General features: G+C 68.7%; 22 protein-coding genes and 6 tRNA genes. 13 read left to right on the top strand and 15 right to left on the bottom strand.

Annotated features, from left to right (window positions below):
• Positions 1 to 9: 9 nt before the first annotated feature.
• From STRCI_RS19805 to STRCI_RS19785, 5 genes are all read right to left on the bottom strand, one after another.
• Entirely contained in the window at positions 10 to 786 is a 777-nt protein-coding gene (locus tag STRCI_RS19805; RefSeq protein WP_269660290.1) for an ABC transporter permease, read from the bottom strand.
• The gene (locus tag STRCI_RS19800) at positions 783 to 1775 is read right to left on the bottom strand and encodes an ABC transporter ATP-binding protein (RefSeq protein WP_269660289.1); all 993 of its coding nucleotides are present in this window, start codon (positions 1773 to 1775) and stop codon (positions 783 to 785) included. Before STRCI_RS19800 ends, STRCI_RS19805 begins: the two co-directional genes overlap by 4 nt.
• Positions 1776 to 1915: 140 nt before the next feature.
• A tRNA-Gly gene (locus STRCI_RS19795) sits at positions 1916 to 1988 on the bottom strand.
• A gap of 95 nt (positions 1989 to 2083) precedes the next feature.
• Positions 2084 to 2155 (bottom strand) — tRNA-Gly (locus tag STRCI_RS19790).
• 137 nt (positions 2156 to 2292) lie between these two features.
• A complete protein-coding gene (locus STRCI_RS19785; protein ID WP_041821757.1) occupies positions 2293 to 2610 on the bottom strand; it encodes a histone-like nucleoid-structuring protein Lsr2 in 318 nt (105 codons plus the stop codon).
• Between the two features lie 278 nt (positions 2611 to 2888).
• Here STRCI_RS19785 and purS point away from each other — a divergent pair, with 278 nt between their 5' ends.
• From purS to purM, 9 genes are all read left to right on the top strand, one after another.
• Positions 2889 to 3152, top strand: a complete 264-nt coding sequence (purS, locus tag STRCI_RS19780; RefSeq protein WP_007383088.1) for a phosphoribosylformylglycinamidine synthase subunit PurS — start codon at positions 2889 to 2891, stop codon at positions 3150 to 3152.
• Positions 3149 to 3829, top strand: coding sequence for a phosphoribosylformylglycinamidine synthase subunit PurQ (gene purQ / locus STRCI_RS19775; protein WP_269660288.1), 681 nt, complete (start codon positions 3149 to 3151; stop codon positions 3827 to 3829). The genes purS and purQ overlap by 4 nt, the downstream gene beginning before the upstream one ends.
• A complete protein-coding gene (gene purL, locus STRCI_RS19770) occupies positions 3826 to 6084 on the top strand; it encodes a phosphoribosylformylglycinamidine synthase subunit PurL (RefSeq protein ID WP_269660287.1) in 2259 nt (752 codons plus the stop codon). Before purQ ends, purL begins: the two co-directional genes overlap by 4 nt.
• Before the next feature lie 139 nt (positions 6085 to 6223).
• The gene (locus STRCI_RS19765; RefSeq protein ID WP_269660286.1) at positions 6224 to 6724 is read left to right on the top strand and encodes an ArsR/SmtB family transcription factor; all 501 of its coding nucleotides are present in this window, start codon (positions 6224 to 6226) and stop codon (positions 6722 to 6724) included.
• A gap of 33 nt (positions 6725 to 6757) precedes the next feature.
• A complete protein-coding gene (locus STRCI_RS19760; RefSeq protein WP_269660285.1) occupies positions 6758 to 7624 on the top strand; it encodes a M23 family metallopeptidase in 867 nt (288 codons plus the stop codon).
• 10 nt (positions 7625 to 7634) lie between these two features.
• Positions 7635 to 8432, top strand: a complete 798-nt coding sequence (locus tag STRCI_RS19755; RefSeq protein ID WP_269660284.1) for a maleylpyruvate isomerase family mycothiol-dependent enzyme — start codon at positions 7635 to 7637, stop codon at positions 8430 to 8432.
• A gap of 71 nt (positions 8433 to 8503) precedes the next feature.
• Positions 8504 to 9400 carry an META domain-containing protein gene (locus tag STRCI_RS19750; protein ID WP_269660283.1) on the top strand — a complete coding sequence of 299 codons (897 nt, stop codon included), beginning with the start codon at positions 8504 to 8506 and terminating at the stop codon, positions 9398 to 9400.
• Between the two features lie 57 nt (positions 9401 to 9457).
• A complete protein-coding gene (gene purF, locus STRCI_RS19745) occupies positions 9458 to 10984 on the top strand; it encodes an amidophosphoribosyltransferase (RefSeq protein ID WP_269660282.1) in 1527 nt (508 codons plus the stop codon).
• Between the two features lie 34 nt (positions 10985 to 11018).
• Positions 11019 to 12089 (top strand): phosphoribosylformylglycinamidine cyclo-ligase, encoded by a 1071-nt coding sequence (gene purM, locus STRCI_RS19740; RefSeq protein WP_269660281.1) that lies wholly within the window; start codon positions 11019 to 11021, stop codon positions 12087 to 12089.
• Positions 12090 to 12173: 84 nt separating this feature from the next.
• Here purM and STRCI_RS19735 read toward each other — a convergent pair whose 3' ends face one another.
• Both STRCI_RS19735 and STRCI_RS19730 read right to left on the bottom strand, forming a co-directional pair.
• Positions 12174 to 12434, bottom strand: coding sequence for a DUF3073 domain-containing protein (locus STRCI_RS19735; protein ID WP_269660280.1), 261 nt, complete (start codon positions 12432 to 12434; stop codon positions 12174 to 12176).
• Between the two features lie 306 nt (positions 12435 to 12740).
• A complete protein-coding gene (locus tag STRCI_RS19730; RefSeq protein ID WP_269660279.1) occupies positions 12741 to 13826 on the bottom strand; it encodes a Leu/Phe/Val dehydrogenase in 1086 nt (361 codons plus the stop codon).
• 222 nt (positions 13827 to 14048) lie between these two features.
• Between STRCI_RS19730 and STRCI_RS19725 the strand changes: the two genes are divergently transcribed.
• Together STRCI_RS19725 and bldC are read left to right on the top strand one after the other, a co-directional pair.
• Positions 14049 to 14891, top strand: a complete 843-nt coding sequence (locus tag STRCI_RS19725; protein WP_269660278.1) for a DUF8083 family protein — start codon at positions 14049 to 14051, stop codon at positions 14889 to 14891.
• Between the two features lie 545 nt (positions 14892 to 15436).
• Complete coding sequence (gene bldC, locus STRCI_RS19720; protein ID WP_003949541.1) at positions 15437 to 15643, top strand: developmental transcriptional regulator BldC; 207 nt, start codon at positions 15437 to 15439, stop codon at positions 15641 to 15643.
• Between the two features lie 450 nt (positions 15644 to 16093).
• Here the strand turns inward: bldC and STRCI_RS19715 are convergent, their stop codons facing one another.
• From STRCI_RS19715 to STRCI_RS19680, 8 genes are all read right to left on the bottom strand, one after another.
• Positions 16094 to 16306, bottom strand: coding sequence for a DUF6274 family protein (locus STRCI_RS19715; protein ID WP_269660277.1), 213 nt, complete (start codon positions 16304 to 16306; stop codon positions 16094 to 16096).
• A 308-nt stretch (positions 16307 to 16614) separates the two neighbouring features.
• Positions 16615 to 16689, bottom strand: a tRNA-Asp gene (locus tag STRCI_RS19710).
• Positions 16690 to 16784: 95 nt separating this feature from the next.
• A complete protein-coding gene (gene hrpA, locus STRCI_RS19705; protein WP_269660276.1) occupies positions 16785 to 20729 on the bottom strand; it encodes an ATP-dependent RNA helicase HrpA in 3945 nt (1314 codons plus the stop codon).
• Between the two features lie 161 nt (positions 20730 to 20890).
• Positions 20891 to 21310, bottom strand: coding sequence for a hypothetical protein (locus STRCI_RS19700; protein ID WP_269660275.1), 420 nt, complete (start codon positions 21308 to 21310; stop codon positions 20891 to 20893).
• 252 nt (positions 21311 to 21562) lie between these two features.
• Positions 21563 to 21636: transfer RNA gene (locus tag STRCI_RS19695), tRNA-Phe, on the bottom strand.
• Between the two features lie 24 nt (positions 21637 to 21660).
• A tRNA-Asp gene (locus STRCI_RS19690) sits at positions 21661 to 21735 on the bottom strand.
• Between the two features lie 37 nt (positions 21736 to 21772).
• A tRNA-Glu gene (locus STRCI_RS19685) sits at positions 21773 to 21845 on the bottom strand.
• A gap of 80 nt (positions 21846 to 21925) precedes the next feature.
• Positions 21926 to 23485, bottom strand: coding sequence for a metallophosphoesterase family protein (locus tag STRCI_RS19680; protein WP_269660274.1), 1560 nt, complete (start codon positions 23483 to 23485; stop codon positions 21926 to 21928).
• 84 nt (positions 23486 to 23569) lie between these two features.
• On the opposite strand from STRCI_RS19680, the gene STRCI_RS19675 reads away from it, so the two are divergent.
• A complete protein-coding gene (locus STRCI_RS19675) occupies positions 23570 to 23920 on the top strand; it encodes a metallopeptidase family protein (RefSeq protein WP_041819691.1) in 351 nt (116 codons plus the stop codon).
• Positions 23921 to 24009: 89 nt separating this feature from the next.
• A complete protein-coding gene (locus tag STRCI_RS19670) occupies positions 24010 to 24564 on the top strand; it encodes a hypothetical protein (protein ID WP_269660273.1) in 555 nt (184 codons plus the stop codon).
• Positions 24565 to 24749: the final 185 nt, after the last annotated feature.

The raw sequence follows: 24749 nt of genomic DNA, 5'->3' as shown, positions 1-24749 counted from the left end.
CCCCTCACCTCAACGCCGGGGTTCCCAGCGGAACCACCGTCGTACAGCAAACACGGACACCGCGGTCCAGGCCAGCGCGGTGAGCAGGGCGCCCGTCGCCTCGTAGCCGGACAGTTCGCCGGTCCAGCCACCGCGGACCAGGGTGACCACCGGGGTCAGCGGCAGGAGTTCGCACACCGAGGCCGCCCGGTCGGGCAGGAGCTCCAGCGGGAAGGCCATGCCGGAGAAGAGCATCGAGACGAACACCACGGGCAGCGTGGTGACCTGGGCGCTCTCCGTGGTGCGGGTGAACGCCGAGGTGACGGCCGCGAGCGCGGCGCACATCACGAGCCCGACCAGCAGGGCCAGGACGGCGAGGTGCGGGGCGCGGGGCGCGGGCATGTCGAGCAGGACCGCGCAGCCCACCGCGAGCAGTACGGACTGGGCGAGGCCGGTGGTGACGGCCGGCAGGGCGGATCCGGCGAGGATCTCGTTGTCCCGCAGCTCCCCGGTGCGCAGTCGCTTCAGGACGAGTTCCTCGCGCCGCGCGGTAAAGACGCCGACGAGCGCCCCGTACACCGCGAAGAGCAGCGAGAACCCGATGGCGGCGGGCAGGATGACGGTGCCGGGGGTGAGACCGTGCTCCTCCAGGTCCATGTCCTTGGTCGTCGAGTACACGCTGAGCGGCAGGACCAGGGGGACGAACAGGGCGGCGAAGAGGGTTCCCCTGCTGCGTCCGAGCAGGGTGAGCTCGGCTCGGGCCAGCGCCGCCATCCGGCCGGCCGGGGTGGTGACGGCGCTGCTCATGCCGCGTACTCCTTCTTCTCGGATGCGGACGCGGACATGGATCCGGCCGCGGAGTCGGACTCGGACGCCTCTCGCGCGATCGTCAGGAACGCCTCCTCCAGCGAGGCCGACCGCACATCCAGCCCCCGCAGCTCCACCCCGGCCTCCTCGGCCCACACCAGCAGCCGGGTCGCCGCCCGCTGGAGCTCATGGGTGCGCAGCCGGACGACCCGTCCCTCGACGTCGTGCCCGGACACGCCCAGCTCGCCGAGCGGCGGCAGGTCGCCCAGGAAGTAGCCCTCGGGCAGTTCGAAGGCGATGCGCGAGGGCTGGGACGCGGTCACCTCGGCCGGGGTCCCGGCGGCCGCGATCCGCCCCTGGTGCAGGATCGCCAGCCGGTCGGCGAGGCCCTCGGCCTCCTCCAGATAGTGCGTGGTCAGCAGCACGGTCGTACCGGCGTCGCGCAGTCCGCGCACCAACTCCCAGGTGTCCCGGCGCCCTTCGGCGTCGAGCCCGGTCGTCGGCTCGTCCAGGAACAGCACCTCGGGATCCCCGAGCAGCGCGAGCGCCAGATCCAGACGCCGCCGCTCACCCCCGGACAACTGCTTCACCCGCACATCTGCCTTGGTGGCGAGACCGACCCGCTCCAGCACCTCCAGCGGCGGACGCGCCCCGCTCACACACCCGGCCCACATCCGCGCGGTCTCGGTGACGGTCAGCTCGGACGGGAACCCGCCCTCCTGGAGCATGACCCCGGTCCGCGGCCGTACGGCGGCCCGCTCGGTGTAGGGATCGTGGCCGAGCACCCGCACCTGCCCCCCGGCCGGCCGGGCGAGCCCCTCCAGCAGTTCGACGGTGGAGGTCTTGCCCGCGCCATTGGTGCCGAGCAACGCGAAGACCTCACCGCGGGTCACCGAGAAGGTGATTCCGCGTACCGCCTCGAACCCGCCCCCGTACACACGCCGCAGGTCGGCGACCTCAATCACGTGTCCGTGTTCGTTCCTGTCCATGACTTCAGACTCCCGGTGTTCCGGGCCGCTCGGCAGTGCGCGCTGTCATCGCCAGGCATGACAAATGTCAGAAGCAAGTGAGGACGGCCGACAGGAAACATGAAAAGACCCCGGTCCAGTGGACCGGGGTCTCATTCCCGAGCGGACGACGAGGCTCGAACTCGCGACCTCAACCTTGGCAAGGTTGCGCTCTACCAACTGAGCTACGTCCGCATTGCCTCCGACCGCCAGCTGTAACAAGCACAGCCACCGATCGGCGCGAGCACCAGCCTACCTGATCCAGAAGGATCCTCGGTACGGCGATGCAGAGCGGGTGACAGGAATTGCACACTGCGCCTTCCCCCTGGAAGGGGGATGTTCTACTACTGAACTACACCCGCATGTACTCCGTGAGCTGGGATTTTCCGTCCCCGCCCCGCGGCGTGCTCCAGACTCTAGCTGATCGGGAGGGGTGCCGCGCAAGTCGGTTGTCCTCAGGGCCCGCTGGCGGCCCCGAGGACGGTGACCGGGTGGACCCTCACTGCGCCGCGGCGAATGCCTCGTAGACCTTCTTGGGGATCCGGCCGCGGGCCGGTACGTCCATCTTGTTGGCCTGCGCCCAGGCCCGGACGGCCGCCGGGTCGGGGGCGACCTCGGTCTGCCGGTAGGCCTTGCCGGAGCGCGACCGCTTGCGGCCGGCCTCCACGTACGGCTCAAGCGCCTTACGCAGTTTCTCGGCATTCGTTTGATTCAGGTCGATCTCGTACGACTTGCCGTCGAGTCCGAAGGCGATCGTTTCCGCCGCTTCCGAGCCGTCGATGTCGTCAAAGAGGGTGACCACGACCTTCTGCGCCACGAAATTGGTCCCTTCGTACGGCACGGGTGACAATTCATTTGTACAGTGCCCGACAATGCATTGTGAAGCCCGACTAAATCCTTCCGCGTGTCCGAGCGCAATAGGTTTCGGGTGACGATCTCGGATCTTTCCCGGAACTTTTCCGTGTACCCGCTCTTCCGATGGCTCGTGACAGCCATCACGTAGATTCCTACAAGTCGACGCGCGTAGAAATTTTGTGCAGGTAGTCTGAAACCACCTGCAGGAACCTGCTCAGCACCACACCACCGGGAGTGCACGTGGCACGCGTCGTAGTCGACGTCATGCTCAAGCCGGAGATCCTCGACCCCCAGGGCCAGGCGGTGCAGCGCGCACTGCCGCGGCTGGGTTTCGACGGCATCTCGGACGTACGTCAGGGAAAGCGATTCGAACTGGAAGTTGACGGGCCGGTCGACGAGGCCGCGCTCGCCCGCATCCATGATCTTGCGGAATCCTTCCTCGCCAACACCGTGATCGAGGACTTCACCGTCAAGGTGGAGGAAGTCGCGGAGGCTGCGAAGTGACCGCTCGTATTGGCGTCGTCACTTTCCCAGGGAGTCTCGACGACCGGGACACCCAGCGTGCGATCCGCCTCGCGGGCGCCGAACCGGTCGCCCTCTGGCACAAGGACAAGGACCTCCACCAGGTCGACGCCGTGGTGCTGCCCGGCGGCTTCTCCTACGGCGACTACCTGCGCGCCGGAGCCATCTCCCGCTTCTCGCCGGTGATGGAGACCGTCATCGAGCAGGCGAAGGCCGGACTCCCGGTCCTCGGCATCTGCAACGGCTTCCAGGTCCTCACCGAGGCGCACCTGCTCCCCGGCGGCATGCTCGGCAACGACCACCTGCACTTCATCTGCCGCGACCAGAAGCTGCGGGTGGAGAACGCGTCCACGGCCTGGACCAGCGACTACGAGGCGGGCCAGGAGATCCATATCCCGCTGAAGAACATGGACGGCCGCTACGTCGCCGACCAGTACACGCTGGACAAGCTGGAGGCCGAGGGCCGGGTCGCGTTCCGCTACCTCGACTTCAACCCCAACGGCTCGCTCAACGACATCGCCGGCATCACCAACGAGGCCGGGAACGTCGTAGGCCTCATGCCGCACCCGGAGCACGCCGTCGAGCCCCTGATCGGGTCGGGCCGCACCGACGGTCTCCCGTTCTTCACCTCGATCCTCAAGAAGCTGGTCAACGCATGAGCCGGACGCCTCTGGACACGGTCGAGCACGCGGCCGCGACCCCCGACGTCGAGCTGCCCTGGGCCGAACTCGGCCTGAAGAAGGACGAGTACGAGAGGGTCGTGGAGATCCTCGGCCGCCGCCCCACGGGCGCGGAGCTGGCCATGTACTCCGTCATGTGGTCCGAGCACTGCTCGTACAAGTCCTCCAAGGTCCACCTCCGCCAGTTCGGCGAGAAGGCCCCGCAGTCCGACGCGCTGCTCGTCGGCATCGGTGAGAACGCCGGTGTCGTCGACGTCGGCCAGGGCTACGCGGTCACCTTCAAGGTCGAGTCGCACAACCACCCCTCCTACGTCGAGCCCTACCAGGGCGCGGCCACGGGCGTGGGCGGCATCGTGCGCGACATCATCGCGATGGGCGCGCGTCCGGTCGCGGTCGTGGACCCGCTGCGCTTCGGCGCGGCCGACCACCCCGACACCAAGCGCGTGCTGCCGGGCGTCGTCGCCGGCATTGGCGGCTACGGCAACTGCCTGGGCCTGCCCAACATCGGCGGCGAGGTCGTCTTCGACTCCTGCTATCAGGGCAACCCGCTGGTCAACGCCGGTGCCATCGGTGTGATGCGGCACGAGGACATCCACCTCGCGAAGGCGTCCGGCGCGGGCAACAAGGTCATCCTGTACGGGGCCCGCACCGGCGGTGACGGTATCGGCGGCGCCTCGATCCTCGCCTCCGAGACCTTCGACGACGCCAAGCCCTCGAAGCGTCCGGCGGTCCAGGTCGGCGACCCCTTCCAGGAGAAGCTGCTCATCGAGTGCACCCTGGAGGCGTTCCAGGAGAAGCTGGTGGTCGGCATCCAGGACCTGGGCGCGGCGGGCCTGTCCTGTGCCACGTCCGAGCTGGCCTCGAACGGCTCCGGCGGCATGACCGTCACCCTGGACGACGTACCGCTGCGCGACTCCACGCTCTCTCCTGAGGAGATCCTCATGAGCGAGTCGCAGGAGCGCATGTGCGCGGTCGTGGAGCCGGAGAAGGTCGCCCGGTTCCTGGAGATCTGTGAGAAGTGGGACGTCATCGCCACCGTCATCGGTGAGGTCACCGACGGCGACCGCCTTGAGATCTACTGGCACGGCGGCAAGATCGTCGACGTCGACCCGCGCACGGTCGCGCACGACGGCCCGGTCTACGAGCGCCCCTACGCCCGCCCGTCCTGGCAGGACGAGCTCCAGGCGGACGACGCCAACAAGCTGCCGCGGCCCGCGTCCGCGCAGGAGCTGAAGGACCAGGTCCTGAAGCTGGTGGCCTCCCCCAACCAGGCGTCGAAGAAGTGGATCACGTCTCAGTACGACCACTTCGTGCAGGGCAACACGGTGCTGGCCCAGCCGGAGGACTCCGGCATGATCCGCATCGACGAGGAGACCGGCCTCGGCGTCGCCATCGCGACGGACGGCAACGGCCGTTACGCCAAGCTGGACCCGTACCACGGTGCCCAGCTGGCGCTGGCGGAGGCGTACCGGAACGTGGCGACGACGGGCGCGAAGCCGCTCGCGGTCTCCGACTGCCTGAACTTCGGCTCGCCCGAGGACCCGGCGGTGATGTGGCAGTTCGCGGAGGCCATCCGCGGTCTGGCGGACGCCTGCCAGCAGCTCGGCACCCCGGTGACCGGCGGCAATGTCTCCCTCTACAACCAGACCGGCGAGGTCGCCATCCACCCGACCCCGGTGGTTGCGGTGCTCGGCGTCATCGACGATGTCGCCCGTCGCACGCCGGTCGCCTTCCAGGAGGAGGGGCAGCTGCTCTACCTCCTCGGCGACACGCGTGAGGAGTTCGGCGGCTCGGCCTGGTCCCAGGTCGTCCACGACCACCTCGGCGGACTGCCCCCGAAGGTGGACCTGGAGCGTGAGCGGCTGCTCGCCGAGATCCTGATCTCCGCCTCCCGCGACGGCATGATCGACTCGGCGCACGACCTGTCCGACGGCGGTCTCGTCCAGGCGGTCGTGGAGTCGGCGCTGCTCGGCGGCAAGGGCGCCCGGCTGGTCGTCCCGGACGGTCTGGACGCGTTCACCTTCCTCTTCTCGGAGTCGGCGGGCCGCGCGGTCGTCGCCGTGCCCCGCTCGGAGGAGGTCCGCTTCAACGACATGTGCGGTGCGCGGGGCCTTCCGGTCACCCGCATCGGTGTCGTCGACGGTGACTCGGTGGAGGTGCAGGGCGAGTTCGCGCTCTCCCTGACGGAGCTGCGCGAGGCGCACGAGGCGACGATTCCGGCTCTGCTGGCGTAGTCGTCCCGGCTGTTTGTGAGAAGCCCCCGTCCGGTCAGCCGGGCGGGGGCTTCGGCATGTTCGCCGTTGGTCCTTGGCTGTTCGCCGTTCACCGGAAAGAGTGCTTGCACGGAGTTACGTAATTCCGTAATCTCGGAGCATGGACCTGGAAGAGCGCGTCACCGATCTCGAACGCCGACTGGCGGCACTCGAAGCGGCGGGCCGGACCACCCCGCGCGTCGGCGAGGGCGACTTCTGGGCCCTGGAGACCTTGAAGGAGCAGATGTCCGAGGCGGGGGCCACGGACGGGGGCGTCCTGTTCACCGGGGAGGTGCGACTGCCGACCGGGGAGCAGTACGGCTGGCAGCGCACCGCGCTCGTCGAGGACCTGCTGGACGAGGAGTGGTCGGAAAGCACCGACGCGTTCGCCGCGCTCGCTCATCCGGTACGGCTGAGGCTGCTGCGCGAGGTGCTCGGCGGCCGCCGCACCGTGGCCGAACTGACCGCGCTGGAAGAACTCGGCACGACCGGCCAGATCTACCACCACCTGCCCCAACTGACCGCCGGGGGCTGGCTGCACGCCACCGCACGCGGCCGCTACGAAGTGCCGCCGGGACGGGTCGTGCCACTGCTCGTCATGCTCGCGGCGGCCCGGCCGTAGGCCACGAGAACAACCGCAACACAGGGGGAAACCATGTCCGCACGCAAGCTCGCCATGATCGGCTTCCGGCTCCTGCTGATGGCCTTCTTCGGCCTCGTGATTGCCGACGTCTGGCTCGACCTCGGCTATCCGCACTGGTGGAACTTCCTGCTCCTGGTCCTGGCGTACGCCCTTGTCGTCACCGCGAACCGGCCCGCGCGCGCAAGCAAAGGGCAGTCGGCGGAGGAGGGCGAGCCGCTGGATCGTGAGCGGAGAGCGGCCGAACCGATAGAGGTCGACCCGCCCGTCACCGGCCGCTGGTCCGCGCTCAACAGCCCGGCGAACCGCACCCCGAGCCACGGCACCCACGCCTACGGCCAGACCTACGCCATCGACATCGTCGCCGAGCCCGAGCCGGGCGCCCGCCCCGGCTTCCGCGCGCTGTGGCCGCTCGCCCGGCGCAACGCCGACTTCCCGGCCTTCCGCGCCCCGCTGCACGCGGTGGCCGACGGCACGGTCGTGCGGGCCGAGGACCGGCAGCGCGACCATCTCAGCCGCACCTCCCTGCCGGGGCTGCTGTATCTGATGCTCGTCGAGGCGTCGGTGCGCGAGATGGCGGGCGTCCGGCGCATCGTCGGCAACCACCTCGTCCTCGACCTCGGCGACGGCACCCACGCCCTCTACGCCCACCTGAACCACGGCTCGCTGACCGTGGCCGAGGGCGACCGGGTGCGCGCCGGGCAGGTGCTCGCCCGGTGCGGGAACTCGGGCAACTCCAGTGAGCCGCATGTGCACTTCCAGCTGATGGACGGATCCGACCCGGACACCGCCCGCGGCCTGCCGTTCCGCTGGCGGGGCATAGGCGTCCCCGGCAACGGCGAGATCTTCGAAGCTCCTGTGTCGGCCGAGCAGTCTGCCTAGGCTTGATCGCATGCCCCCGGCCAAGAAGCGCGCCCGCGCCTACGATCCCGCCAAGACCCGCACCGCCGTCTTCGCACAGTTCCGGCACGTCCAGGACGCCGTGCGCGGGCTGACGCCCGAGCAACTCGCACTGCCCACCCGGCTCGGCGAGTGGACCGTACGGGAGCTGGTCGCGCACATCGGGATGGCGCTGACCGGCATCGGGCGCTCCCTGGACCTGCCGGAGCCGCCCAGGCCGGATGCCGTGCTGGTGGAGTGGCCGTTCGCGACCGCCGCCAGCTCCTCGGCCATCGACGACTTCACCCGGCGCCTGGTCCAGGATCACCCCGACCTCGACACCTACCTCGCCGACATCGCCCGCACCCTCGAGGAGCAGCTGGACACCCACCCGGGCACCCGGCTGCTCCAGACCAACGCCGGCGCCCTGCCGCTGGCCGACTACCTGGTCACCCGAGCCGTGGAACTGGTCGTCCACACCGACGACCTGAACGCCGCGGTGCCGGGCCTCGAAGTGCCCTACGACCGGCAGGCCCTCGCCATCTGCGCCCGGCTGCTCGCCGACGCGCTCGCGGTGAAGGCGCCCGGCGGTTCGACCGAGGTGCGGATCCCGCCGTATGCCGTCGTGCAGTGCGTGGAGGGCCCCCGGCACACCCGGGGCACTCCGCCCAATGTCGTCGAGACCGACCCGCTGACCTGGGTCCGGCTGGCGACGGGGCGGGTGCGGTGGCCGGAGGCGGTCGAGCAGGCGAAGGTCAGCGCCAGCGGGGAGCGCGCCGATCTGAGCGGTCTGCTGCCCCTGATGAGCTGACGGCACCGCGCCCGACACAACGGACCGATAACGACCCCGAACCCAACACCCGCCTCGTGCGTCGAAGAGACATGAAGCGGACCACAAGTGTGAAGTACGCCGCCGCGGCCCTGGCCGGCACCGCCGTGCTGGCCGCCTGCGGGACGGAGTCCGGCAGCGACAGCGGCGCGGTCGGAGACGGCGGGAAGACCAAGAAGGCCACCGACATCGCGGACACCCGCTGGGTCCCGCAGAAGGTGACCGTCGACGGAAAGGAGTACGGCCTGCCGACCGAGGACGAGAACTTCCGGGTCGATCAGGCGTACATCCTGCTCAAGCCCGGCGCTGCCGAGCCCGACGTCGGAGGTGGGGAATCCGGCGGCACGGTCGGCTGCAACGACTTCGGCGCCGACGTCGAGATCGACGGCGACACCGTGAAGATCACCGACCTCACCTCGACCGCGATGGGCTGCCCCGGCCCCGTGCAGGAGTTCGAGGAGCGGTTCATGAGCGTGTTCAGCGGCACCCTCAAGGCCGCCGTCGAGGACCGGGAGGGCACCAAGACCCTCACTCTGACCAGCAAGGACGGCGACTCGATCACCCTGGGCGAGGGAGCTGCCAAGGACGAGCCCGAGCCGGCCCTGAAGGGCACCAAGTGGACCATCGACACCCTGGTCTCCGGCAAGGGCGACGACGCCACGGCGAAGTCCCTGCCCAAGGGGACCAAGGCCCACCTCACCCTGGCCAAGGACGGCACCGCGAGCGGCAACCTCGGCTGCAACAACTTCCGCGGCGAGGCGACCGTCAAGAACGGCACCATCGAGTTCGGCCGGCTGTCCACCACGCGCATGCTGTGCGAGGGCCCGGTGATGAAGGCGGAGCAGGAGATGATCGACATCCTCACCGGCAAGGTGTCCTACCAGCAGAAAGACGGCACGCTGACCCTCACCAAGGCCTCCGGGGACGGTCTCGTCGCCCGTGCGAAGTAAGAAAGCCCACTCTCAGCGAATTCGGACCAGTGGTCGATCTCGCCTACACTCGGAGCCGTGCCACGTGGTGACGGTCGACTCAATCACGATCTGCTCCCCGGCGAGAAAGGCCCCCAGGACGCGTGTGGCGTCTTCGGTGTCTGGGCTCCGGGCGAAGAGGTCGCAAAGCTCACGTACTTCGGGCTCTACGCCCTCCAGCATCGGGGCCAGGAATCCGCGGGAATCGCGGTCAGCAACGGCTCCCAGATCCTCGTCTTCAAGGACATGGGCCTGGTGTCCCAGGTCTTCGACGAGACCTCTCTCGGTTCGCTCCAGGGTCATATCGCGGTCGGTCACGCCCGCTACTCGACCACCGGTGCCTCCGTGTGGGAGAACGCCCAGCCGACGTTCCGTGCCACCGCGCACGGCTCGATCGCGCTCGGCCACAACGGCAACCTCGTCAACACCGCCCAGCTCGCCGAGATGGTCGCCGACCTGCCCAAGCAGGAGGGCCGCACCCCGCGTGTGGCGGCGACCAACGACACCGACCTGCTGACCGCGCTGCTCGCGGCCCAGGTGGACGAGGACGGCAAGCCGCTGACCATCGAGGAAGCCGCCCACCAGATCCTTCCGCAGGTCAAGGGCGCCTTCTCGCTGGTCTTCATGGACGAGCACACCCTCTACGCCGCCCGTGACCCGCAGGGCATCCGCCCGCTGGTCCTCGGGCGGCTGGAGCGCGGCTGGGTCGTCGCCTCGGAGTCCGCTGCCCTGGACATCTGCGGTGCGAGCTACGTGCGCGAGATCGAGCCGGGCGAGTTCATCGCCATCGACGAGAACGGGCTGCGCACCTCGCGATTCGCGGAAGCGAAGCCCAAGGGCTGTGTCTTCGAGTACGTGTACCTGGCCCGCCCGGACACCGACATCGCCGGCCGCAATGTGTACCTCTCCCGCGTGGAGATGGGCCGCAAGCTCGCGAAGGAAGCCCCGGTCGAGGCCGACCTGGTCATAGCGACCCCGGAATCCGGCACCCCGGCCGCCATCGGCTACGCGGAGGCCTCCGGCATCCCCTTCGGCGCGGGCCTGGTGAAGAACGCCTACGTCGGCCGTACGTTCATCCAGCCCTCGCAGACGATCCGGCAGCTCGGAATCCGCCTGAAGCTGAACCCGCTGAAGGAAGTCATCAAGGGCAAGCGCCTGGTCGTCGTCGACGACTCCATCGTGCGCGGCAACACCCAGCGCGCCCTGGTCCGCATGCTCCGCGAGGCCGGCGCCGCCGAGGTCCACATCCGGATCTCCTCGCCGCCCGTGAAGTGGCCCTGCTTCTTCGGCATCGACTTCGCCACCCGCGCCGAGCTCATCGCCAACGGCATGACCATCGACGAGATCGGCACCTCGCTGGGCGCCGACTCGCTGGCGTACATCTCCATCGACGGCATGATCGAGGCGACCACCATCGCCAAGCCGAACCTCTGCCGCGCCTGCTTCGACGGTGAGTATCCGATGGAGCTCCCGGACCCCGAGCTGCTCGGGAAGCAGCTTCTGGAGACCGAGCTGGCGGCCGGCCCTGCGGCCACGGCCGCGGCCGACGCGATCCGTCGCCCGTAAGCCCCCGTAGTACGACACGAAAGTTCTCAAGGTCATGTCTGCAGAGACCACTGGTGCCAGCTACGCAGCCGCGGGCGTCGACATCGAGGCGGGCGACCGCGCCGTAGAGCTGATGAAGGAGTGGGTGAAGAAGACCCAGCGCCCCGAGGTCCTCGGCGGCCTCGGCGGTTTCGCCGGCCTCTTCGACGCCTCCGCCCTCAAGCGCTACGAGCGCCCGCTGCTGGCCTCCGCCACCGACGGTGTCGGCACCAAGGTCGACATCGCACGTCAGATGGGCGTCTACGACACCATCGGCCACGACCTCGTGGCGATGGTCATGGACGACATCGTGGTGTGCGGCGCCGAGCCGCTGTTCATGACGGACTACATCTGCGTCGGCAAGGTCCACCCCGAGCGGGTGGCGGCGATCGTGAAGGGCATCGCCGAGGGCTGTGTCCTCGCCGGCTGCGCCCTGGTCGGCGGCGAGACGGCCGAACACCCCGGCCTGCTCGGTCCGGACGACTTCGACGTCGCGGGCGCCGGTACGGGCGTCGTGGAGGCCGACCGGCTGCTCGGCGCGGATCGCATCCGTAAGGGTGACACCGTGATCGCCATGGCGGCCTCCGGTCTTCACTCGAACGGGTACTCGCTGGTCCGGCACGTCCTGCTGAACCAGGCCGGGCTCGCCCTGGACGCGCGGATCGAGGAGTTCGGCCGCACCCTCGGCGAGGAGCTGCTGGAGCCCACCAAGATCTACTCGCTGGACTGTCTGGCGCTGACCCGGACCGCCGAGGTGCACGCGTTCAGCCATGTCACCGGTGGCGGTCTGGCCGCCAACCTGGCCCGCGTGATCCCGGACGGCCTGCACGCGATCGTCGACCGCGCCACCTGGACCCCGGCCCCGATCTTCGACCTCGTCGGCAGGACCGGCTCGGTCGAGCGTCTGGAGCTGGAGAAGACCCTGAACATGGGCGTCGGCATGATCGCGATCGTGCCGGAGGAGTCCACGGACGTGGCACTGGCGACGCTGGCCGACCGCGGGGTCGAGTCCTGGGTCGCCGGCGAGATCACGGACCGGGGCGACCACGAGACGGGCGCCGAGCTGATCAACGACTACGCGGTCTGACCCCCGCACAGGGCGCACAAGGCAGCGCAAAACCCGGTCCGGCGGCGGGAACCGCCTCGGACCGGGTAGAGCACAGCTGGAACGTCAAGCGCCGCGGCGTTGAGACTGTGACGTGGGACCGGACTCGTCGTCCTCGTCCTCATCGTCGTCGTTGTACAGATCCGCGTACTGGGCGTACGGGTCATCGTCGTCTTCGTCGTCCTCGAACGGCTCGCCATTCGGCGGCTGGTTCGAAGTCGAAGCGCCCAGCTCGTTGGCCAGACGCGACAGGTCAGTCCCGCCGCTGTTGTACTTCAGCTGGCGGGCGACCTTCGTCTGCTTGGCCTTGGCCCGGCCGCGCCCCATGGCTCGACCCCCTCGGTGACGGGGCTCGACGGCCCCAGAGTCTTGACACGCGTTCATGATCCGGAACGGACTCTCCTCGGAGAGACCGGCCCGTAGGGCTTCCACGGTACCTGAGCCCACGCGCATACGGTACGTCGCCCGCAGCACGTGCCTGGACCCAGGACCCTCGGGGCGCCCCGTCCCCGCTGGTCAACCGCGATTTTAACTACTTCTGGGCGGGCGACCCGCCGACGAACGTGAGAGTTCTCTCTAAGTGCTCGCCGACGGGTACCGGACGCGTTCAAGAGCGCCTCGAGGAGCGGCCCGTCAGCGGGCGCGGCGGGCCTCCGACATCCGCTGCTCGGCGATCCGGTCGGCCGCGGCGGCCGGCGGAATCCCGTCCGCCTTCGCACGTGCGAATATGGCCAGCGTGGTGTCGTAGATCTTGGCCGCCTTCGCCCTGCACCGCTCGAAGTCGAAGCCGTGCAGCTCGTCGGCGACCTGGATGACACCGCCGGCGTTCACCACGTAGTCCGGCGCGTAGAGGATCCCGCGGTCGGCGAGGTCCTTCTCCACACCCGGGTGGGCGAGCTGGTTGTTGGCGGCGCCGCAGACCACCTTGGCGGTCAGCACCGGCACGGAGTCGTCGTTCAGCGCGCCGCCGAGCGCGCACGGCGCGTAGATGTCGAGGTTCTCGATCCGGATCAGCGCCTCGGTGTCGGCCACGGCCGTGACCCCGGGGTGCCGCTCGGTGATCCGGCGCACGGCGTCCTCGCGGACGTCGGTCACGAAGACCTCGGCGCCCTCCGAGACGAGGTGCTCGACCAGGTGGTGGCCGACCTTGCCGACGCCCGCGATCCCCACCCGCCTGCCGTGCAGCGACGGGTCGCCCCACAGGTGCTGGGCGGAGGCGCGCATGCCCTGGTAGACGCCGAACGCGGTGAGCACGGAGGAGTCACCCGCGCCGCCGTTCTCGGGGGAGCGCCCGGTGGTCCAGCGGCACTCGCGGGCCACGACGTCCATGTCGGCGACATAGGTGCCGACGTCGCAGGCGGTGACGTAGCGGCCGCCGAGGGAGGCCACGAAGCGACCGTAGGCGAGCAGCAGCTCGTCGCTCTTGATCGTCTCCGGGTCGCCGATGATCACGGCCTTGCCGCCGCCGTGGTCAAGACCGGCCATGGCGTTCTTGTACGACATCCCGCGCGCCAGGTTGAGGGCGTCGGCGACGGCCTCCGCCTCGGTCGCGTAGGGGTAGAAGCGCGTACCGCCGAGGGCGGGGCCCAGCGCGGTGCTGTGGATGGCGATGACGGCCTTGAGGCCGCTGGCACGGTCCTGGCAGAGCACGACTTGCTCATGACCCCCCTGTTCCGACTGGAACAGGGTGTGCAGGACGCCGTCGGTTACGTCGGTCACTGTGGTGACTCCTGGGTAAGTAGCGGCGGTTCGGAGCAGCTCCCGTACGGGTGGCGGGAGCTGTGTGGGACGAGATTAGAGCCTGGGGCGCCCCGCCACCTCGACGTGCTCAGGATCACCTACTCCCGGTGTACCCCCGTGCGACGATTTGCATAGTTTTCCCGCCGCTTTGTGAGCGGGTTTCGCAGGTTTTCCTGGCAGACGGCGGGGGAGGGAGCAGGCGTGCCCAAGGTGTCCTCGGTGATCGTCCCGTACGCGGCCTACTTGCGCGTGTACGAGCCGCTGGCCGCCTTCCCCGAACCCGAGCGCGGCCACTGGACGCGCTACGCCCGCCGCACCGACCGCCCCTCGTACCAGGACGAACTGCGCCGCGCCCTCGCCGACTTGCTGCCCACCCCGCCGGTCCCGGTGCCGGTGCACGAGAGCCTGGACGCGTTCGTGCTGGAGGTGGACGGCGTGGTGTGCGTCTGCCCGTGGCGCACCAGGCTGCGCGGCTGGCAGGCGCTCGGCGATCTGGCCGAGGAGTTCCCGGCACCGGTCCTGGACGCCGTACTCCCCCCGGTCGTACGGCGGCAGGCGACCCAGGACTACGAGCGGTGGCTGTCCCGCAATCCGGACGCCCGGCCCTGGATCCGCACCTCGACCTGGCAGGTGCCGCTGCACTGGTTCGTGCTGGTCTCCGACGAGGAGCGGCGCTACGACAAGGGCACCGGCGAGATCCCGCCGCTGCTGCGGTACCGCACGCCGATGGTGCAGGCGCGGCGCCGGGTGGCGCGGGCGCTCAGGACGCTGAAGGACACCATCGAGGAAGGGCCGCTGATGGACGGCCTGGTGGAGGTCGGGCGCTGGCTGGAGGAGTTCCATCCGCGCTCCCTGGTCGAACTCGACTACGGCGGCCTGGTGCACGTCCTGCCGGCCGGTGAGCTGGAGGACGACCACTCGGCGGCGGACGTGGCCGAGGGCATCGCCGCGCTGCGCGCCGGGGACGGGGCTGCGGCGGGTGCGGCGTACGGGCGGCTGGTGGAGCGGTGGCGGTCGGTACGGGACCGGCGGTCGGCCAACTGAGCCCCTGAGGCTGCCGAGTGTGGCCCAGGTCACGAACTGACGTTTGACCAGACGCCCATTTTGGGGTTTCGTCCTCCCTCACATGCGACCCGAGTTGCTGAAGTTTCGTCAACAAGGGACGTACGACCCGATCCGGGCGTTCACCTCAAGGTGTGTCAAGCGTGATGGACCGCACTTACGCGGCCCTTGCGTCTCTTGCCCCCCCTCATGCCAAAATAGGACAAGGAGTCCGGGGAGGGCTCCGCTCGCATTGCACGCTTTGGGGGGTCTGGTGACTCCTGATCGCCCTGTGACTGATCGTCACAGCGGCGTGACTGTCCGCTATGGCATGGTCCATCGGCTTCCGTCGCTGATGAACACCTGGAGGGGCAATTCCATCGGTTTGGCCGACGCGGCTGGACAGATGGTGTAGTTGTAGTGCCGAGGACAAGCCGTTCGTCCTATAACCGACTCGACTCGCGTCCGCCATTTCGGGCAACGCGGGTCAAGGTGCAGAATTTAGAGGAAAGAACCGAGAAGGTTCGGTTCTCCCGAGGAGGCCGCTCATGACCGCTCGCACCCCTGATGCCGAGCCGCTGCTGACCCCGGCTGAGGTCGCCACCATGTTCCGCGTCGACCCCAAGACGGTCACGCGGTGGGCGAAGGCCGGAAAGCTCACGTCCATCCGTACGCTCGGCGGACACCGCCGTTACCGCGAGGCTGAGGTCCGCGCTCTGCTCGCGGGCATCCCGCAGCAGCGCAGCGAAGCCTGAACAACTACATAACCGGGCAATTCGGCAGTTCCCCCAACATGCCGAGGCGTCCGGGCCCTACAGCTCCAAGCGACGCGGGTACTGCCCCAACAGCACCCACGCCCACGGCTTCAGGCAACTGACAGGGTGCGTCGTAGATCGCGCTGGACTCCGCCGGGTCCAGCGCGATCTTTTTTGTGCGTCCTGACAGGCTCAGGGACGGCTCTGTGTGTGGCCTTGTCGGAGCCTGGGGAGGGGTGTCGGATCTCCTGTGGACGCGGCCCCGTGGGTGGTGCAATTGCACATATTAAATTGACCAGTTGTAGGTGGGGTGTAAGTACCGCGGTTCCGGAAACTCATGCGGTGACACCCGTCACATGCCAGGGAGCTTGTTGCCTTTGGCGTATGTGCGCTAGAGGAGGCATGCCCTCCAGCGCCCCCCGGCGGGGCGGGTGTTGAGGCCGGCGAGCGTCACGCGGGGGACGGACTGCCGTCCTCGACGGGCTCGGCGGCCTCCACCTGCTCGTCGGGCGTGTGGTCGGCGGAGGGCGGTGGAGAGTCCATCGCGAGCCGCAGGAGCTGATGGCAGATCGGACAGTGCCGGGTGAGATGCCGGTAGGACGAAGCGGCCGACAGATGCGCGCGGAGCAACGCCCGCGTCTCGTGCCTAGCCGAAGCCGCCATACGCCACCTCCAGGGGCCGTACGGAGAAGGAGCCCTGGTTTCTGGGTACCGAGCGAATGTGACGCCGTCAAGACGGCGTGAGCGGACGCGGGGCACCTTCGTGCCCTCTACGAGGCAACGCAGAAGGGCCCGGATCTTTCGATCCGGGCCCTTCTGCGTTGATGCGGTCCTGACGGGATTTGCTGTACCCGATTGCGGCTGCGCCGCGGGCGCGGCCTCCACCTTGGCAGGGCGGTGAGGTTGTCGGGTTGTGTGGCGGCATGAGTAGAGCCCGCACCCTTGACGGGCCGGGCTCTACTTCATCGATGCGGTCCTGACGGGATTTGAACCCGCGGCCTCCACCTTGACAGGGTGGCGAGCACTCCAAACTGCTCCACAGGACCAGGTTTCGCGGCGCTTTTTCCTGCGTTGCGCTGCGAGAAGAGACTGTACAGGAGGGTGGGTGTCCTGGTCGAACTCACCCTCTGTGCGGGAGCCGTTACGGCGCCAGCGTGTCGATCGCCTTCACGATCCGCTTGTCCGAGACCGGGTACGCCGTGCCGAGCGCATGGGCGAAATAGCTGACCCGGAGCTCCTCGATCATCCAGCGGACATCGAGCACCTGCTGCGGCACCGGACGCCCCTGCGGCATCTGCTCCAGCAGCCACGCGTACTCGTCCTGCATCTCATGGACCTTCTCCATACGGGTCGTGTCCCGCTGGACGCCCGTGGGCATCTGCTGAAGCCGCCGGTCCGCCGCCACCAGATACCGCATCAGATCAGGCAGCCGCCGAATCCCCGCCGACGTCACGAAGCCGGGCTTAACCAGCGCGTTGAGCTGCTTACGGACATCCGTCAGGTTTGCCAGCAGCGTCGGGCTCTGCACGGCCTTGAGACGCCGCTCACAGGCCTGCCAGGCGGCCAGCACCTGCTGCACCTGCCCGACCGTACGCACCGTGGTGTCGACGATCTCCGCACGGACCTTCTCGTACAGCTTCCGGTACGACTCCTCGTCCCACGCCGGCCCCCCGAAGTCCCCCATCAGCTTGTCCGCCGCCGCCATCACGCAGTCGTCGAACAGCGCCTGCATCGAGCCGTGCGGATTGGCCGACAGGGCGAGCTTCTGGGCGTTCGTCAGCTTGTCGGAGGCGTACTTCGCCGCGTTGACCGGGATGTTGCGCAGGATCAGCCGCCGGGTGCCCTGCCACATCGCCAGGGCCTGCTCGGCCTCGCTGTCGAAGAGCCGCACGGAGACCGTGTCGCCGTCGTCCACCAGCGCCGGGTACGCCTTCACCGGCTGCCCCGCCCGACGCGTCTCGAAGACCCGGGCGAGCGTGCCGATCGACCAGTCGGTCAGACCCTTGCGCTCCAGCGACTCCCCGCCCTCACGAGAGGCGGTGGCCGCCGCGGCCTGCGACAGCGCCTGGCGCGCCTTCGGCTTCAGCTGGAGCCGCAACGCCTCCAGATCCTTGTCCTCGGCCAGCTTGCGGCGACGCTCGTCCACGATCCGGAAGGTGATCCGGAGGTGATCCGGCACCCTCGCCCAGTCGAAGTCGTCCGCCTCGAACGGCACACCCACCATGCGCTTCAGCTCGCGGGCCATCGTCACCGTCAAGGGCTCCTGGAGCGGGACCGCCGTGTCCAGGAAGCGCTTGGCGAAGTTCGGCGCCGGCACGTAGTTGCGGCGGATCGGCTTCGGGAGGGAACGGATCAGCTCCGTCACGACCTCCTCCCGCAACCCCGGGATCTGCCAGTCGAAGCCCTCGTCGGTGACCTGGTTCAGCACCTGGAGCGGGATGTGGACCGTCACACCGTCCGCGTCCGCGCCCGGCTCGAACTGGTACGTCACCCGGAACTTCAACGGCCCCTGCCGCCACGAGTCCGGATAGTCGGCCTTGGTGACCGCCTCCGCCGACTCCCGGATCAGCATCTCCCGCTCGAAGTCCAGGAACTCCGGCTCCTCGTGCCGCTTCCGCTTCCACCACGAGTCGAAGTGGGCGCCGGAGACGACGTGTTCGGGCACCCGACGGTCGTAGAAGTCGAACAGCGTGTCGTCGTCGACGACGATGTCCCGCCGCCGCGCCCGGTGTTCGAGCTCCTCGACCTCGCTCAGCAGCTTGCGGTTGTCCGCGAAGAACTTGTGATGGGTGCGCCAGTCACCCTCGACGAGCGCGTTGCGGATGAACAGCTCGCGGGAGACCTCCGGATCGACCCGGCCGTAGTTCACCTTGCGCTGGGCGACGATCGGCACGCCGTACAGCGTCACCTTCTCGTACGCCATCACCGCGGCCTGGTCCTTCTCCCAGTGCGGCTCGGAGTACGTCCGCTTCAGCAGATGCCCGGCCAGCGGCTCGACCCACTCCGGCTCGATCTTCGCGTTGACCCGGGCCCACAGCCGTGAGGTCTCCACCAGCTCGGCGGACATGACGAACCGCGGCTGCTTCTTGAAGAGAGCCGAACCCGGGAAGATCGCGAACTTGGCGCTGCGGGCGCCCAGATACTCGTTCTTGTTGCCGTCCTTCACGTCCTTCATACCGACGTGCGACAGCAGACCGGCCAGCAGGGACACATGCACGCTCTGCTCGGCCGCGTCCTCCTCGTTCAGATGGATGCCCATCTGCTTGGCGACCGTCCGCAGCTGCGTGTAGATGTCCTGCCACTCACGGATCCGCAGGAAGTTCAGATACTCCTGCTTGCACATCCGCCGGAAGGAACTGGAACCCCGCTCCTTCTGCTGCTCGCGGAGATAGCGCCAGAGATTGAGATAGGCGAGGAAGTCGCTGGTCTCGTCCTTGAAGCGGGCGTGCTGCTGGTCGGCCTGCGCCTGCTTGTCGGCGGGACGCTCACGCGGGTCCTGGATGGACAGCGCGGCGGCTATCACCATGACCTCGCGGACACAGCCGTTCCGGTCCGCCTCCAGGACCATCCGGGCCAGGCGAGGGTCGACGGGCAGCTGGGCCAGCTTGCGGCCCGTGTCGGTGAGCCGCTTGCGCACGTCCTTCTGCGCCGGGTCCAACGCGCCCAGTTCCTGGAGGAGTTGGACACCGTCACGGATGTTGCGGTGGTCCGGCGGATCGATGAAGGGGAACTTCTCGATGTCACCGAGACCGGCGGCGGTCATCTGGAGGATGACGGAAGCGAGATTCGTACGCAGGATCTCGGCATCGGTGAACTCGGGCCGGGCAAGGAAGTCGTCCTCGCTGTACAGCCGGATACAGACACCGTCACTCGTACGACCGCAACGGCCCTTGCGCTGGTTGGCGCTGGCCTGGGACACCGCCTCGATGGGGAGCCGCTGGACCTTGGTGCGATGGCTGTAGCGGCTGATCCGGGCGAAGCCGGGGTCGATGACGTACTTGATCCCGGGAACGGTCAGCGAGGTCTCGGCGACGTTGGTCGCCAGAACGATCCTGCGACCCGTGTGCGGCTGGAAGACGCGGTGCTGCTCGGCGTGCGAGAGGCGCGCGTACAGCGGCAGTACCTCGGTGAACCGGTACTTCTTCTTCTCCAGAGCGTCCGCGGTGTCCCGGATCTCCCGCTCACCGGAGAGGAAGACGAGGATGTCGCCCTTGCCCTCGCCCTGAAGCTCCTCCACGGCGTCGCAGATGGCGGTGATCTGATCGCGGTCGGCGTCGTCGGAGTCCTCTTCGAGGAGAGGGCGGTAGCGCACCTCCACGGGGTACGTCCGCCCGCTGACCTCCACGATCGGGGCGTCGCCGAAATGCCGGGAGAACCGCTCGGGGTCGATGGTCGCGGAGGTGATCACGACCTTGAGATCGGGCCGGCGCGGCAGCAACTGCGCCAGATACCCGAGCAGGAAGTCGATGTTCAGGGACCGCTCGTGCGCCTCGTCGATGATGATCGTGTCGTAGGCGCGCAGCTCACGGTCGGTCTGGATCTCGGCGAGCAGGATGCCGTCCGTCATCAGCTTGATGAAGGTGGCCTCCGGATTCACCTGGTCGGTGAAGCGGACCTTCCAGCCGACGGCCTCGCCGAGCGGTGTACGCAGTTCCTCGGCGACCCGCTCGGCGACGGTACGGGCGGCGATCCGGCGGGGCTGGGTGTGCCCGATCATGCCCCGCACACCACGCCCGAGCTCCACACAGATCTTCGGAATCTGCGTGGTCTTGCCGGACCCGGTCTCACCGGCCACGATGACGACCTGATGATCACGGATTGCGGCCGCGATCTCGTCCTTCTTCTGGCTGACCGGCAACTGCTCGGGGTACGAGACGGCCGGCACCCGGGCCCGCCGCTCCCCCATGCGCTCCTCGGCCTTCGCCACCTCGCCCTCGATCTCGGCGAGCACAGCGGCGCGAGCCTCCGGCTTGCGGATCTTGCGCGCACCTTCGAGCCGCCGACCGATCCGATGCGCGTCGCGCAAGGAGAGCTCGGTCAGACGGGGGGCGAGGGCGCCGAGGGCGGGGGCAGGGTGCGTAGACATACGCGACCCAGGATCTCATCCCACAGATTTTTCTGGCGAACGCTTTTGCCCGGGCCCCGCGTCACTATCAGCTTCCGGGCTTCGGCCACAGTCACCACAAGGCCCCGATCCGAATGTCGGGGCCTTGATCGTGTGCTGGGCCTCGGAGTGAGGCTCGCGAGTCAGAAGGTTCCGGGCAGCGAGACGGAGATGCCGTTTCCGATGTCAGTGACTACGACGTTGCTGAACTGCACAGTCATCGGAGGGCTGCACGAAGGCTTGAAGGTGGCCGTCACAGTCACCGTGAACTTGGCCTTGCCGTTCTGCACCGGGAACTGTCCTCCGCCGGCGACACTTTGCTTGTTCGCGGCGTTGGGGTCCTGGCCGCCGGGGTTGATGCATGCGGCGTCGGCGGTCACTCTGATGTCGACGGACTGCTGGTTGCCGAGTCCGGCCTCCTTACCGGAGACCGTGAGGCTGTTGCCCGAGCGGGTGGCAGTCGGTGTGCCCACGAAGTGGGGACTGACCGCCGAGGCCGTCGGGGCGAGAAACGCGATGAGGCCGATGATGGCCATGGGGATGAGGAAGAATACGCGTCGCATGACATTCCACCTTGTGGTGAGCGCGCGGAGTACGTGTGCATAGAGGCGCAGGGGGACTTTCCCGCTGGCCGCCATTTCGGACATTACTCCTATAGCGGTATCCCGCAAGGCAATACAAAGCGCGCTCAGTTGTGCCGTCAACCATTGAAGGCTCGAATGTTCACGGTCGTCCCGCCGCACGACAAGCAACGCACGACAGCGCAACGCCCCCGCCGATGATCTCGACGAGGGCGTTGCGTTGTTCAGCGATTGTGGCTGGGGCCGGGGTCGAACCGGCGACCTATCGCTTTTCAGGCGATCGCTCGTACCAACTGAGCTACCCAGCCACGAGGCTTCCGGGGAAACCTCAGCGGTCCTGACGGGATTTGAACCCGCGGCCTCCACCTTGACAGGGTGGCGAGCACTCCAAACTGCTCCACAGGACCAAGCTTTGCGTGCAACAGTGTCGCACACCGTACTGCGTGCCCCCAACGGGATTCGAACCCGTGCTACCGCCTTGAAAGGGCGGCGTCCTAGGCCGCTAGACGATGAGGGCTATCGGCCCGCCTGCGCGCTTCTCAGCGCGTCGGGGACGTGAGAAGCATATGGGATGGCGGGAGGGATCGCCAAAACGGTTTACGGGGAGGGGGTGGGGGTGGGTGACACACCCGGTTGGTTCTCCTCCGGGAGGTGGCGGCTGACCTCGGCTGTCGTCAGGCCCAGACCGCCCAGTTCGATCTCGTCCCAGGCCTGGAGGCGACGGGTGTCCCGGTCGAAGTAGAGGATCGACGCCTCGATGGGGTCCGGGTAGTCGCCCTCCACCGCGCGCAGGCCGCTGCCGCCCGTCGAGCCTTCGATGCGCAGGCGCGTCCCCTGTTCGAGGATCTCCATCTCGTCGTGGTGGAGGTGGCCGGCGAGGATCAACGGGACCTCGCCGTCCACCTCGCGTGCGGCCGATGGTTCGTGGGCCATGGCCACGTCCACCGGCCTGCCCGCCGCCCGCTGGTCGCGCAGGGCCGAGGCCAGTCGGGCGCCGGCCAGTTCCTGAGTGGCCTCGGCGCCGGTCCTGTTCGTGCGGTCGGGGGTGAACTGGGGGTCGCCGATTCCCGCGAAGCGCAGGCCGGCGATGGTGCGGGCGTGGCCCTCGTCGAGGACGTGGACGTTCTTCAGGTCCTCCAGATAGCGCTGGGTGAGCATCGAGTCGTGGTTGCCGCGGACCCAGACGTAGGGCGCGCCGAGGTCCTCGATCGGGTCCAGGAAGCCGTTCTCCGCCGCCGTGCCGTGGTCCATCGTGTCGCCGGTGTCGGCGATCACGTCGACCTGGTACTGCTCCACCAGTGAGGCGATGATCTTCCAGCTCGCCGGGTTGAGGTGGATGTCGGAGACGTGGAGTACGCGGATCGTCGTCGGGTCGGGCCGGTACGCCGGGAGGGTGGAGGTCGCGTCGTAGAGCTTGGTCACGTTGGTGACCAGGCGCGCCAACTCCTTTTGGTAGACGTCGAATTCGGTGACGATGCTGCGTGCGTCCCCGACGAGGGAGGGGGCCGAGGACAGGAGTCCGGAGAACCTGGGTTCCAGTACCGAGTTCGGGTTCCAGGTGGCCGCCGCCGTGCCGCCGGACGCTGCCAGCAGGGTCAGGGCCAGGCCGCCCGCGGCCAGCGCGCGGCGGGGGCGGCGGTAGACGGCGAGGCCGAGTGCGGTGGCGCCGGTGACGACGGCGACGCAGGAGCGCAGGGCCAGGTCGCGGGTGCCGTGGGCGACGTCGTGGGCGACTTCGTCCTGGAGTCCGGAGAGGCGTTCGGGGTGGTCGACCAGGGCCTGGGCGCGTTCGGGGTCGAGCTGGTCGACGTTGACGTCGAGGCGGACCGGTGCGATGTGGCTGTCGAGCTGGAGTGCGCCGAGCGGTGAGATGTTGATCTTTGTGCCGCCGCTGACCGAGGGGCGCAGGGTCATGGTGGTGTCCATGGGGCCGACGGAGACCCGTACGTTGCCCACGACCAGCAGTCCCAGCCAGGCGCCGAGCAGGACGACGGTGACCAGTCCCAGGGCGCGGATCCAGGGGTTCGGCCGAGGGGTGAGCCGGAGCGTGCTGGGCGGCGCCCGGCGGGTGCGGCGTCGGCGGGCCAGAGTGCGCGGGGTCCTGCGGATGCGGTGGGCTGCGGTCAGTATCCGGTCTGCGGCTGGGACGCGGGACATTGGTCCCGTATGCCCAAGGGTGCGGGTTGATATGCCGGGCGTCGGCGGCTCTCGTACGGGCCTCGCGTACCGGACAATGGCTCTGTGCTGGAGATGACGCGCGAGGAGTTCGAGGAACTGGTCGCCGAGGCGCTGGACCGGATTCCGCCGGAGCTGACGCGGTTGATGGACAACGTCGCGGTGTTCGTGGAGGACGAGCCGCCCGCGGACGATCCCGAGCTGTTGGGGCTGTACGAGGGCACGCCGCTGACGGATCGGGGCGAGTGGTACGCGGGGGTGCTGCCGGATCGGATCACGATCTATCGGGGGCCGACGCTGCGGATGTGCGATTCGCGGGAGGACGTCGTGGCGGAGACCGAGGTGACGGTGGTGCATGAGATCGCGCATCACTTCGGTATCGACGACGCCCGGCTGCATGCGCTCGGGTACGGGTGAGCCCCGGCTGACGCGGGTCGCGTGTCCTCTTGTGGGCGGGGGGAGTTGGGGAGGTTGACTCCTTCATCCTCCACCGGAGGTGGCTGCCCGTGCGCCCCTTGTACGTACCTGTCCGTCTGGTCGCCACCGTCATGGCCGTCGCCGCTGCCGCGGGGTGTATGAGCGTGGGTGACGACGGTGCCGACAAGGGCGCGAAGCCGTCGCACTCGGCGGGGCGGCGTGGTGGGGAGGCGCCGGACGGCGGGTCGGCGGTGTCCGGCGGGGGTGCGGGGTACGGGGCCGCGGTGTCCGACGGCAAGCGGGGCAAGGACGGCAAGGGGGACCGGAAGGGCAAGGGCAAGCGGAAGGGCAAGGGCAAGGACGGGGAGTCGGCGTCGCCGTCGGCACCCGCGTCGGCGGGGCCGAGTGAGGACGCTCACGAGCCGGGCAAGCCGGACCGGACGGAGAAGCCCGGTGGTCCGCCCGCGCCGACGAAGGAGCAGCCGACGCCGACCCGTCCGGCTGAGCCGACCCCGACGCCGACGCAGCCCGAGCCGACGGTCACCGCCTCGCCGACGGTCGCCGAGCCGTCCTCCTCGGCGCACGGGGAGGCGGAGCCGATGCTCCGGCGCGAGCCCGCGCCGGAGGCCGGGGCTCCGGTGTGACGTAGGTCTACCGGACTCGGTTTGCCTTGGGGGGGTGGGGGTGCGTATGGTGGTAGATCGTTTGATCCCATTTGCCCGGCGCCAACGCAGAGCGCGCCGTGTGGCGCGTTCTCTCCCTTGCCGTGGCTGACCGCATAGAGGCGGTCGTATTGCGAATCACGGAGTTGACGGGCGCGTGCCGACGA

This window comes from Streptomyces cinnabarinus (assembly GCF_027270315.1).
In the GTDB taxonomy this organism is placed as follows: Bacteria; Actinomycetota; Actinomycetes; order Streptomycetales; family Streptomycetaceae; genus Streptomyces; species Streptomyces cinnabarinus.
The sequence above is the reverse complement of the archived record's forward strand: the minus strand, read 5'-3'. Positions and strand labels throughout refer to the sequence as shown.